Below are 12178 nucleotides of genomic sequence, written 5' to 3' on the forward strand. Positions count from 1 at the left end.
TGCTTACTCCTTATTATTGTGTTTAAGCCAACTGGTAATCTTTAACCTTTCGGTGGCGGTGAATCTAGACCACGCCCGCAGGCTTCGCCAATCAATGTGCCGGGAACGCTGGTCTGTCGCGCGCGTCAGACGTTTGGTTAATCGATCAGCTTTGTTAGGCTGTCGCGCTGGCTGGCGCGATTCTGTCCGGCAATCACAAGGAGCATGCATGACCTCTTTCAGCACCGCAGCCCAGGACGCCAAGGCTGGGGCGGAACAATCTTCGACGCGTATCGCGTTTTTCATTGCCGGTTTCAGCGTGGCGTCGTGGGCGCCACTGGTGCCGTACGTCAAGCAGCGCATGGGCCTTGATGAGGGTGCGCTGGGTCTGTTGTTGCTGTGTCTTGGCGTCGGCTCGATTCTTTCCATGCCCTTGGCAGGCGCATTGGCTGCGCGGTTCGGTTGTCGGCGATTGCTGGTCTGTTCGACGCTGCTGATCTGTCTGTGCCTGCCGTTGCTGGCGACGATATCCAGTCTGCCGCTGCTGATCGCCACACTGTTTGTGTTCGGCGCAAGCATGGGCGGGGTGGATTGCACGGCCAACGTTCAGGCGGTGATTGTCGAGCGCAACAGCGGCAAGACCATGATGTCGGGGTTTCACGGCCTGTTCAGTCTTGGCGGTATTGTGGGTGCTGCCGGGGTTGCCGGCCTGCTCAGTCTCGGCATTTCGCCGTTTTATTCGATGCTGGTGGTGGTCGTGCTGACCCTTGTGGCGTTGGCCAAGGCGGCGCCGAACCTGTTGCCCTACGGCAGCCCGTCGGACGGGCCGGCTTTTGCGGTCCCGCGTGGCGTAGTGCTGTTTATCGGCCTGCTGTGTTTTACCGTGTTTCTGGCCGAAGGCGCGATGCTCGACTGGAGCGCGGTGTTCCTGACCTCATTGCGCGGCGTCGAAGCCTCTTATGCCGGGCTGGGCTACGCGGTGTTCGCGGTGACCATGACCCTGGGGCGGCTGTTCGGTGATGCGATTGTCCGACGGGTCGGTTCCAACCGGGTAATCATTCTGGGCGGGCTGTGTGCGGCGGGCGGGTTGGCAGTGGCGACCTTGATTCCGGTCTGGCAGGCGGCATTGCTGGGCTATGCGCTGGTGGGCGCGGGCTGTTCGAATATCGTGCCGGTGTGTTACAGCGCAGTCGGTCGGCAGAAAACCATGCCGCAAAGTGTGGCCATCCCGGCGATTACCACAGTGGGCTATGCCGGGATTCTGATCGGTCCTGCGGCGATTGGCTTTATCGCTCACGTCAGCAGCCTTGAGCTGGCGTTCATGATCGTTGCCGTCATGCTGCTGGGCGTTGCAATCGGTGGCAGCAAGCTGCGCACCTGAATGCCGCTATAACTTGCGCGCCATTCCTGAAACCCGGATCGAACTGCCGATCTGCTCAGGGATCTCGGCGCGCAGACGCGACGGGCTGCCCATGTCTTCGCCTTGCAGGATGTCGATCAACCCGCCGTGCGGCCAGCCGATATCGCGCAGATAACCGCCCAGCGCCGCCGTAGCTGCGCCCGTGGCCGGATCTTCGTACACGCCACCGAACGCAAACGGGTTGCGGGTATGAAACATCTGATCGGTTTCTGCCCAGGCCAGCAGAATCGTTGCCCAGCCCTCACGCACCATCAACTCGCGCCCGGCCTGTTGGTCGTAATGCATGGCCTTGAGCGCTGCGCGGCTGTTCAGCGCCAGAATCAGATGCCCGGCACCGCCGTTTATATGCGCTGGCGGGATGCGCTCATCCAGATCGCTGTGCGTATAGCCGAACAGCGTCAGCGCTTCTTCCAGCAACTGCGCGCTGACCGGTTTGCTGAACGTGGGCGGCGATTGCAGCGCAGCCGACGTCAGCGAACCCTGAGCATGCCCCTCGACCGTGATCTGTGTCTGATTGAGGGTCAGATCGAACACACCGTCGCCTTGCTGCGCCGCCAGGACGGCACCCAGCGCAATGGTGGCATGACCGCAGAACGGCACTTCGGCCAGTGGCGAGAAGTAACGCACTCGCCAGCCGTTTTCGAGAGGGGCGGCGAACACGGTTTCGGAAAAGCCGACGTCGGCCGCGATCTGCTGCATGCGTACCTCATCAGGCAGCGAGGCACCCAGCCATACACCCGCCGGATTACCGCCTTGATCGCCATCGCTGAACGCGGCCAGTTTGAGTATTTCGGTTGTCATGAGCTCGGGTCCTTGCCGTGGTCAGGGGCGCACAGTGTGCTATGCAGAGGGGCGGATAATCCAGTGAGAAAGGCGGGCAGGATGTGGGAAATCGCCATCACTTCTGCAAGAAGTGTCTGATCGTCGTAGCGTAGGGGAGGCAGCGGGTGGCTTCGATCTCCCCCCGGAAATACGCGTCACGCTCAGCGTCTGACCACGAAGCGATCTCAGACAGATCCGCATCGTGCATCTTGCGGTAGCTGCGCACTGCGTTTGCCCGAGCGCCCTCAAGCGCTGGATTGTCGAGACCAAACACGCGAATGGTCTCGGTGGCGCAGCTATTTTCGTGATCACTCAGGTTGTTACGGGCGAGCACCTTTCCAGAAGAATGGAAATACAGGTAATGCTCAGGATCATGTTCGTCGGGTTTGATGAGAAGGTCTGGGTCGTAGGCAGGAGCCGAGCGTCGATCCTTGTGGTGGCCGCAATGTTGGGTACTGCCACAGGCGAGAAAAAGGTTGCTCCAGGCAAATGTCAGTTCCGGAAAGTGATCCGGATTCTTGCGCCGAAAATGCTCGATATGGCCTTCATGAAAAATGGCCCCCTCGCAATAAGCACATCGCACGCCGTACCCGGCGGCGTCTTCTGTAGTGACACCGTCGATACCCTGTAGCTGTACGAGCGCAAAGCGCAGCTGTTTCTTGCAGGTCCCGCGAAAGTCTGACCACTCATGGGTCGGATGATTGTAGTCGGCGAGGCAGGGAGGAGCATCCACAGAGGTGCGATCCAGTTTGAGCACGACGGTCAGCCCTTGGTGTTCGAGTGTTTTTGCAATTTGAACGTCTGAAAACGGATCAGCCTGTCAGCGTCCAGAATCACCTGATGCTGTGCTCCATAAAAATCGAGAAGCTTTTTGCGCAGAGCCAGGCCGTTGTGATCTTCATGGGAGCCATTTTCGATTTTTGCGGTGTATTCGGCTACCCAAAGTGCTTCAGCTACCGGAGGAATGGGGTTCACGCCCATGATGTCGTTGAGCGCAATGGCGCTTTCAACGCCTTTGACCTCCTGTGGCGGGCATGCAGCTTGCCAGTTTTCATCGGCGTCCTGAAATACCATGCGTATACATTCACGTTTTACCGTCGAGAGTACCTGCGGGCTGTGCGTGCTGACAATGAACTGGATGTTCGGGAACGCTTTACGAAGACTGGCAACCACACGTTGTTGCCAGGCCGGATGCAAGTGCAAATCGACTTCATCAATCAATACGATGCCTGTTGTCTGTAGTGAGGCCTGTTCCTTGAGGTGGCCATTCAAGCGAGAGCAACGCAATGCCAGATCAGCGACCAGCGTAATCATGGCGCGCACGCCGTCACTGAGCAGGCCCAGTGGCAGTGCAGAGTGGTCGGCATGAGACATGGACAACTCTTCATACGTCAGGCTGTAATGGAAGTCGCTCCAGCCTTCCTCCGCCATCACCTCGTTCACCGCATTTCTGATGCCCTGCAAACGTGGCGCAAGATTGGAGTGCTCGTAACCGGGCTGCTGTTTTTGCTGAATGACGGCTAGGGTCGCCTTCCTCATCCACTCCTGTAACTGCACATAAGTAGAGAACGCGGACAGACAATCTTCGTAGCCTGCCGTGCGACTCTCGGTCAGGATCGCTTTGCTGGAGACGTTTTTGTGACTGACCCAAAGGCGCCTTGAACTGTAATAGCGCACAACCGGCAGTGAAATTGCCGAATCGCTGCGCAGCAGTAACTGAAGTTCTTTTCCCCACGCCGCCAGCGGCTCGGCTTCTTTGGTGGTTGTACGGCTTTTGGGACCGTTAAGTGCTCGTTGCCAACGTTTCGCAGGGTTGGACATTTCTGCGCTGATGATCACGGGAAATTGCTGCTCGCTTTCAAAGCCTTCGCCTACCCGCGCATAACGGGCATCAGTGCGCTCGATGTGCCTGGACATTCCCTGATCGAACGAGCCGACGAAGGGGCCTAGAGCCGCAACAATGGCTTCAAGAACCGACGTCTTGCCTTGCCCATTGCGTGCGGAAATTACCGTCAATTGGGGATCGAATTCGATATCGAACTCTGCAAAGCGACGGTAGTTCTTAAGGCAAAGCCTGGTCAGGTTCATAGGTCTCTTCTGGCTGAACGAAGTTCGCACATACTAACAGTGCAGGCCCGTTAGCGCCCGTGCAAACCCGAACACTCAAAGCACCTCAAACCTCGCCATACGCCGCTGGACCAGCCGCTCGCGCAGGTTATCGTAGGCCCAGTTGAACAGCATGGTGTACGGCAGAAACATTATCAGCAGACCGATGTCCAGCCAGAATGCCTGCATCAGGCTGATCGACAGCCACCAGGCGGCCAGTGGCACGACTGCCAGAATAAGCCCGGCCTCGAAACCGATGGCGTGGAGGATGCGGGTCATGGTCGTCATGGCAAATCCGAATCGGCTCCGCAGCCGGTCGAACAGGGCGTTGTAGACCATGTTCCAGAGCATGGCAACGGTGGAGATCATCACCGTCATGATGCCCATCATGGCCAGCGAGTGGTCCATGATCCAGGCCAGCAGCGGCGCGACCAGAATCACGCCGCCGACCTCGAACAGGGTGGCGTGCAGCGCGCGTTCGCGGATAGTTTTATGCACCACGGGTGGTTGCTGACGTGTGGGCTGTTCACGGTGAGTCATGTTCAGGCTGTCCTTTTGCTCGTTCATGGCCGCATTATCATCGGTGTTTACGTTAATCTGAAAATCGTTACCATCGGTAAAACCGATAAGAGATTGCCATGAGTTACTCACCTGAAGCCCTGGAAGCTTTTGTTCAGATCGCTGCACTGGGTTCGTTCAGCGCCGCTGCTCGGCGCCTGGGCAAGAGCCAATCGACCATCAGTGAGGCAATTTCCCGGCTGGAAATCGACCTGGGGCTGGCGTTGTTTGATCGCTCGTCAAAGCAGCCGGTGCTGACCGACGCGGGGCGGGTCATGCTTGGCCGCGTCGATGACCTGTTGTGCGCCTCGGACCGGCTGCGCCGTGCTGCCGCGCGACTGGCGGCGGGCGTCGAGCCACGGTTGACGCTGGTGCTGTCCGATGCCAACCAGTTTGCGGATTTCGAGCGGCTGATGACTGAGCTGGATCAGCGCTTCCCGGAGCTGGAAATGGAGTGCGTGTTTGCCGAGCATGGCGATGCAATCAGCCTGGTGCAGTCGGGGCGGGCATCCTTGGGGCTGCTGTCGGCGCAGGCCAGCTACCCACCGGAAATAGGCCACGCTACCATCGACGAAAGCGCCGATTTTGGTCTGTTCGTGTCGCACAAACATCCGCTGGCCGCGCTGGAGCGGGTCGATTATCAGCAACTGGCGCGCTACCGCGCCTTGCGCCTCAACACACTGGTCGAGCACAGCATCCCCACCGACGACCTGCCCACCAGTGGCCACCGTCACTGGTCAGCGCCCAATTACCTGCTGCTGATGGACATGGCTGCCTTCGGTTTTGGCTGGTCGGCCTTGCCGCGCTGGCTGGTGTCGCGCTATTCCGGCGGGCTGCTCAAGGAACTGAAGGTCTCGGGATGGCCGCGTCGTTCGGCGGTGGACATCATCTGGTCGTTCGAACGCAGCCTGGGGCCTGCAGGAGCATGGTTGCTGGATTCGCTGGTGCCGTTTGCGGGAGAGTGAGGCGGGTTCACCACCACATTCGTACTATTTCCTCGATAAAAATCGGAACGGTCTGACGAGTTTGACTGGTGGGACAATAAAGGCATCAGTGGCTGCATTTCAATCAACCCGCAATGGCCCAGAACGCACATTTACCTCAACGCGAAAGGCCAGGTCGATACCTCGCCTGAAAGTGGTACGGACGTCGAGCAGCTAAAACCGTGTGGATCGAACTGATCGAACAGCCCACTCCACCCTCGATACAGCCCCCCAATCCCGCTATAAGCTATAAATAGCCTCCGCACACCGACAGCAAAGGAACCGGGCATGGCCTTCGATTGGCATTCTGACCTCATCACGCGAGACACGCCGGTGAATGATCACTATCGAAACACACAGAACGTGCGGCGCTTCATGACCGAGCAGTGTGGCCCCTCGTTCAGGTTTGATCGGCCGTTCATGGCCTGGATCAACAATGGCGAGCCAAAAAACATGGGGCAGGTTGTGGACGAATGGTTGCGGTTGTCATCAGTCTGAATGACGAGCATACCAACCGGAATCTGACGTGTTGCACGGTTTTTTCATAAAAGCAGGGAAAACTGTGTGCAAAACGCCATTATTTTTGCAAGCGGACGGTTTTTCTCGTAGCGTGCTCGTGCCGCCCTGTCCGATGGGAACGCGGCGCAACCCATGCCGCAGGTGCAGCCGCCGTGACCCCGACCGATTTACAAGGTCTCCAGAGCCGATTAGCCGCTCTGGAGCAGGAAAACGCCTCCCTTAAAGAGAGCCTGAGCGTTAGTGGCCAGGAAGCCCGGCACGCCTTGGCGCAGTCTCAGGAGCGTTACCGTTTTCTGTTCAACGCGATGGATGAAGGTTTTTGCATCATCGAGTTCTTCGACGGGCCACATGGCCCGCTGAGTGATTACATTCATATCGAGGCCAACCCGGCTAGTACCACGCCGGTATTCCCGATGTGGTCGGCAAGAAGCTGCGCGAAATGGTTCGCGAAGAGGCCGATGGCTGGGTGGAGTTCTATGGCGAGGTGTTGCGTACCGGCAAGCCTGTGCGTTTCGAGCGCGAGCTGGTGGCGACCGGGCGTTACCTTGCGCTGACGGCTTTTCGCATCGAGCCTGCCAGTCGCAATCAGGTCGCGGTGCTGTTTCAGGACATCACCGAGCGCAAGCGTGCCGAACGTGCACTGCAGCAGCTCAATGAAACGCTGGAAGCGCGTATCGTCGAGGCAGTTGCCGAGCGTAATGTGCTTGCCAATGTGGTCAATGGCACCAGTGCGTTCATCCATGTCATCGACTCCGACTACCGCTGGATGGCCATCAATGGCTCTGCACTGCGCGAGTTCGAGCGCCTGTTTGGCGTCCGACCGCAAGTCGGTGACAACATGCTCGATTTGCTGGATGACCGCCCGATCAGCAAGGCTGGCCTCAAGGAGCGCTGGACGCGTGCGTTGTCGGGCGAGGAGTTTGCCGAAAGTGTCAGCTTCAGCGATTCAAATGACCCGGTAAGACACTTTGAAATGCGCTACAGCACCCTGCGCAATGCAGATGGGCAGGCCATTGGCGCTTACCTGTTTGCGTATGATGTCAGCGAGCGGCGGCGCGAGCAGGAGCGTCTGACCCAGGCCGAAGAAGCTTTGCGTCAGTCGCAGAAGATGGAGGCTGTCGGCCAGTTGACGGGCGGTATCGCCCACGACTTCAATAACTTGCTGACCGGCATCACCGGCTCGCTGGAACTGCTCAAGACGCGCCTGAGCCAAGGGCGGTTTACTGAAATAGACCGTTACGTGGCGGCTGCGCAGGATGCCTCCAAGCGTGCCGCTTCGCTGACTCACCGCCTGCTGGCGTTTTCGCGGCGACAGACGCTGGACCCCAAGCCGGTCGATATCAATCGGCTGGTGATCGGCATGGAAGAGCTGATTCGGCGTACGGTCGGGCCGCACATCACCCTGGAAGTCGTGACGTCGATCGGCTTGTGGTCAACGTTCATTGATGCGCCGCAACTTGAGAACGCTTTGTTGAACCTGTGCATCAATGCCCGGGATGCAATGCCGCGAGGCGGGCGGATCACTATCGAGACGGCCAACCGATGGATTGACGAGCGCGGCTCACAGGCCCGTGACCTGTCTCCGGGGCAATACCTGTCACTGTGTGTCAGCGATACTGGTACCGGCATGTCGCCGGAGGTCATCAATCGGGCGTTCGACCCGTTTTTTACCACCAAGCCATTGGGGCAGGGCACGGGCCTGGGGTTGTCGATGGTGTACGGCTTTGTGCGTCAGTCCGGCGGACAGGTGCGCATCTACTCTGAGCCGGATCAGGGAACGAACATGTGTCTGTACCTGCCGCGCCATTACCTTGGAGCCCCTGAGGAAATCGAGGCCGTCGGCACAGACGTTTCACCGCCGGTGCAGACCGAGCGCACGATAATGATCGTTGATGACGAACCGACCATTCGTATGCTGGTTGCCGAAGTCCTCGAAGACCAGGGTTACATCCCCATCGAGGCGGGAGAGGGCGCGTCGGCACTCCGGATTCTGGATTCGGATGCAAGGATTGATTTGCTGGTGACCGATGTCGGTCTGCCGGGCGGCATGAATGGTCGACAGCTGGCCGATGCGGCACGAATCATCCGGCCCGACCTCAAGGTGCTGTTCATCACGGGCTATGCCGAGAACGCGATAATTGGCAATGGCCATCTGGATCCGGGCATGTGGGTGTTGACCAAGCCGTTTACCATGGAAGCGTTCGCCAGCCGCATTTACGAAATGATCGAGCGTGACGACTGAATCTGATCGCTGTCAGCGGTTTGGCAGCGCCTGAAACTCACCCTTGGACAAACCCTGCACGTCATTGCCCATGCTGTCGCGGATGCTCAGGTCGGCGCCTTTGTCGGTCAACGCCTTGAGCACTTCAGTGCGTTTGAACAGGGCTGCGTACATGGCTGCCGTCTGCCCTGCGTTGTTGGTCAGATCGGGGCCGCAGTCGGCTTTTACCAATTGTTTGGCAATGCTCAGTTCACCTTTGAAAATCGCCCCCATTAGCGCCGTGTTGCCGCGATTGTCTTTCGCGCAAGGGTCTGCGCCTGCGTCGATCAGGCGGGTGACCGAGTCTTGGTGACCGTGGTAGGCCGCCAGAATCAGGCCGGTATAGCCTTGTTCGTCACGAACATTGAGGTCGTAATGGGCCTCGATGAAGGTATCGAGCATTGGGTTGTTGCCTTCACGGGACGCGTCGAAAAACAGTGTGCGCAGTTGGCTGGCAGTCTGTTCGGCGGTCAGATCAGGCGTGGCGGCGGGCTCTGCGGCGTTGGCCATGGCGCCAAACAGCAACAGACCGTAGATGAGATTCTTCATGGGCATTCTCCAGGCCAGGCCCGCCCTGACGTGAAATAACGTCAGGGCGGGACAGCAGATCATCAGTCTTTCAGGCTGGCAGCCAGTGACTTGACCTTGGCCAGATCGCCTTTGGCCGCTTCGGTTACCCGAGTGCCATAGGTGGGGTCTGCCTTGTAGAGGAACGACAGCATGATGTTCTTGCTTTCGGTGTCAGTGTCGGCCAGCGATTCGCCGAAGCTCTGCACCAGGTCGGTCTGCTCTTTCGCGTTGTAAGAGCGATACAGATCACCCGCCTGCTTGAAGTTCTGCTCACGCGTGATCTTCGCCTGCTGGGTAGTGCCGCTGATTGGCAGCTCGCTGTAACGTGCTTTCTCATCGGCAGGACGGGGTTCCAGACGGCTAGGCTCGTAGTTCACGCCGCTGGTGGTTTTGCCGCTGTTCATCGCGCCATCCTGATTGCCGTTGTTCACTGCAACCTTTGGCTGGTTGACCGGCAGGCTCAGGCCGTTGGCACCCAGGCGATACATTTGCGTGTCGGCATAGGAGAACACTCGACCTTGCAGCAGACGGTCTTCGGAAGGCTCGATACCAGGGACCAGGTTGGCGGGTGCCATGGCGACCTGCTCGGTTTCCTGGAAGAAGTTGTCGACGTTCTTGTTCAGGACCATCTGGCCGATTTTCTTCTCTGGCACATCAGGCCAGATTTTGGTGGCGTCCAGCGGGTCGAAGTCGAACTTGGCCAGGTCTTCAGGTTTCAGCACCTGGATGTACAGGTCCCATTTCGGGAAGTCACCCTTCTTGATGGCGCCGACCAGGTCGTTGGTCAGGTGGCTGTAGTCCTTGGACTGAACCTGAGCGACTTCTTTAGGGTCGAGGTTCTTGATGCCTTGCAGCGTCTTCCAGTGGAACTTGACGTAGTGCACTTCGCCTTTGGCGTTGACCAGTTTGTAGGCGTGAACGCCGTTGCCGTCCATGAAGCGATAGCCGGCCGGTGTGCCTTCGTTGGAGTACAGCAGGGTCAGCGTGCGCGTGGCTTCCGGTACATGCGAGAAGAAGTCGAAGCGGCGCGAGTCGTTGTCCAGGTTGGTACGTGGGTCAGGCTTGAAGGCGTGGACCATGTCCGGGAACTTGATGGCGTCGCGGATGAAGAACGTCGGGAAGTTGTTGCCTACCAGGTCCCAGTTGCCATCAGCGGTGTAGAACTTGGTGGCGAAGCCATGCGGGTCGCGCAGGGTTTCTGGCGAGTGGTTGCCGTGGACCACGGAAGAAAAACGTACGAATACCGGGGTCTTCTCACCCGATTTGAAGACGGTCGCCTTGCTCAGGTCGCTGATGTCGGCGGACGCTGTGAATTCGCCTTTCACGCCAGTGCCGCGTGCGTGGACCACACGCTCCGGGATACGCTCGCGATCAAAACGCTGCAGCTTCTGCAGCAGCTGTACGTCTTGCAGCAGGACAGGCCCTTGGGCGCCTGCAGTCTGAGAGTTCTGGTTGTCGCCGACCGCTGCGCCATTGTCGCGGGTCAGGGTGTCCGCTGCATAGGCAGCCGGAATGCTGATAAGGCCGATGGCTGTTAAATGAACCATGTGTCTGGACCAGTTTAATAACGGCATTTTGAATCCCTCATATTTTTTTAGTAGGCCGAAGAATCTTATGCGCGTGAGGGCAGAGTGGTGATTAAAAAAATGTATGGGGTTGATTGAGATAAATGCTTATCACGCCAGGGAACCGAGCGCTAACAACTGTGTGATGCCGGATTTCAAGGCGGCCGGCGCGACGTTAAGAGTGCATTTTATTTCTGTTTTAAAAAGTTTTTAGTTGTTTAACTCATTGAAAATAAATAGGTTTTTATTTGTATGACGGCGAAAATTAAAAGCCTGCTGGCGGTCGCTTTTATGGGCGGGATAGTAATCATTATCAACTTGATGGCTGATGACTATTTGCCAGTAAGTCAGGTGAATGTGGAACGAGCGTACTGAATAGTCAATTAAAGTTCATGTTCGGTTAGTGGCTATTTGATGTCTTTTAAACAGGGTTGTTCGTGTTAAGTCAATGCGTTAAATAACGGCCACCCAAAATAATGGCAGGAAGATGACAGTGTCGTTGCTCGACAGCTCGACGCGCTATCATGCTGTCACTGCCCTCAACGGCAACGTTTTGTTTTCTGGAGCCCATCGTCCTATGCCCACCGTCATGCTGCTACACACCCCGCCGCCGGAGTTCATCCGCAGTCAGATCCAGCAAATGGTCGTGGATTACGTGACCGATATCAGCATGGTTGCCATCGCACCGGGCAACCCGCTGTACAACCTCTATCAGTACGGCGTGGGCTACGAGGTGCATCTCTATCTCAACGCCATGAATGGCTCACAAAGCCTGACCGTCGAGCTGATTGTCGCTCTGGACGATGAAGACCCCGAAACCGTATTGGGTTTTCTGCTGTACCTGCCCGTACAGGATGACCCCCAGGCCTGTGCGGTCGCCTACATGGCAGTGCTCGAGAGCCACCGTCGTCAGGGTATTGCACGCTTGATGCTGGACAGGATGGTCAGCCGCTATGCGCATGCAGAGCTGTACTGCACGGTCGCCAAAGTGCCGTATTTCCAGGCAATGGGGTTTCAGGTGCTGGGTGCACGTGGCCCGCAGGTAATCATGAACACTCGCGATCATGGCACTGACGGTCTGCTCGCGGTCATGGACATAGCGCCCATTTACAGCTCCGTGGAGGTACGGCAGATTCACGCTTACTTGCTCAAGCAGCACGGCAACACAGCAATGCTCGATGCCGAGAAACAGCGCGACCGTCACCTCGATCGGATGACCCGCGAGGCCAGGGCGTTCGCCGAACAGCATCTTGAGAATGGCGATTCGGTGCACGGGGTTTCAGCAACCGTTCGTCTGCACTGACCGTGGGCGTTTCGTGCTGGCAAGGCTTTAAACAGGGGATGTAGGCGCTGCATAAGCACTGTTTGTCAAAGTCATCCGGCAAATAAGCGTGGG

Annotated in this window: 10 protein-coding genes and 1 pseudogene; 5 read left to right on the top strand and 6 right to left on the bottom strand. The window is 57.9% G+C overall.

The genetic code is table 11. From position 1 onward, the window contains the following. The first annotated feature begins 208 nt into the window (after positions 1-208). On the top strand, positions 209-1360 hold the full coding sequence (locus tag QRN38_RS03925) for an MFS transporter (RefSeq protein ID WP_057418909.1): 1152 nt from the start codon (positions 209-211) through the stop codon (positions 1358-1360). A gap of 6 nt (positions 1361-1366) precedes the next feature. Here QRN38_RS03925 and QRN38_RS03930 read toward each other — a convergent pair whose 3' ends face one another. From QRN38_RS03930 to QRN38_RS03945, 4 genes are all read right to left on the bottom strand, one after another. Next, positions 1367-2200 (bottom strand): PhzF family phenazine biosynthesis protein, encoded by an 834-nt coding sequence (locus tag QRN38_RS03930; protein ID WP_005765205.1) that lies wholly within the window; start codon positions 2198-2200, stop codon positions 1367-1369. Between the two features lie 97 nt (positions 2201-2297). Then, a complete protein-coding gene (locus QRN38_RS03935; RefSeq protein WP_230854179.1) occupies positions 2298-2978 on the bottom strand; it encodes a retron system putative HNH endonuclease in 681 nt (226 codons plus the stop codon). Positions 2979-2983: 5 nt separating this feature from the next. Beyond that, the gene (locus QRN38_RS03940) at positions 2984-4309 is read right to left on the bottom strand and encodes an AAA family ATPase (RefSeq protein ID WP_057415516.1); all 1326 of its coding nucleotides are present in this window, start codon (positions 4307-4309) and stop codon (positions 2984-2986) included. Between the two features lie 75 nt (positions 4310-4384). Continuing rightward, the gene (locus QRN38_RS03945; protein ID WP_122223294.1) at positions 4385-4867 is read right to left on the bottom strand and encodes a multidrug/biocide efflux PACE transporter; all 483 of its coding nucleotides are present in this window, start codon (positions 4865-4867) and stop codon (positions 4385-4387) included. A gap of 98 nt (positions 4868-4965) precedes the next feature. On the opposite strand from QRN38_RS03945, the gene QRN38_RS03950 reads away from it, so the two are divergent. The 3 genes and pseudogenes from QRN38_RS03950 (at position 4966) to QRN38_RS03960 (ending at position 8629) form a co-directional block, all read left to right on the top strand. Then, a complete protein-coding gene (locus QRN38_RS03950) occupies positions 4966-5850 on the top strand; it encodes a LysR family transcriptional regulator (RefSeq protein WP_024667752.1) in 885 nt (294 codons plus the stop codon). A 306-nt stretch (positions 5851-6156) separates the two neighbouring features. Beyond that, positions 6157-6366, top strand: coding sequence for a DUF6434 domain-containing protein (locus QRN38_RS03955; protein WP_007245300.1), 210 nt, complete (start codon positions 6157-6159; stop codon positions 6364-6366). Between the two features lie 173 nt (positions 6367-6539). Continuing rightward, positions 6540-8629, top strand: a pseudogene (locus QRN38_RS03960) (PAS domain-containing protein). A gap of 12 nt (positions 8630-8641) precedes the next feature. Here the strand turns inward: QRN38_RS03960 and QRN38_RS03965 are convergent. Continuing rightward, positions 8642-9196, bottom strand: coding sequence for an ankyrin repeat domain-containing protein (locus tag QRN38_RS03965; RefSeq protein ID WP_057418911.1), 555 nt, complete (start codon positions 9194-9196; stop codon positions 8642-8644). Positions 9197-9258: 62 nt separating this feature from the next. Continuing rightward, positions 9259-10764 (bottom strand): catalase KatB, encoded by a 1506-nt coding sequence (katB, locus tag QRN38_RS03970; protein WP_005765193.1) that lies wholly within the window; start codon positions 10762-10764, stop codon positions 9259-9261. Between the two features lie 595 nt (positions 10765-11359). Here katB and QRN38_RS03975 point away from each other — a divergent pair. Beyond that, the gene (locus tag QRN38_RS03975) at positions 11360-12085 is read left to right on the top strand and encodes a GNAT family N-acetyltransferase (RefSeq protein ID WP_024667750.1); all 726 of its coding nucleotides are present in this window, start codon (positions 11360-11362) and stop codon (positions 12083-12085) included. Positions 12086-12178: the final 93 nt, after the last annotated feature.

The sequence above is a fragment of the Pseudomonas sp. CFBP2511 genome (assembly GCF_030209255.1).
Lineage (GTDB): Bacteria > Pseudomonadota > Gammaproteobacteria > Pseudomonadales > Pseudomonadaceae > Aquipseudomonas > Aquipseudomonas avellanae.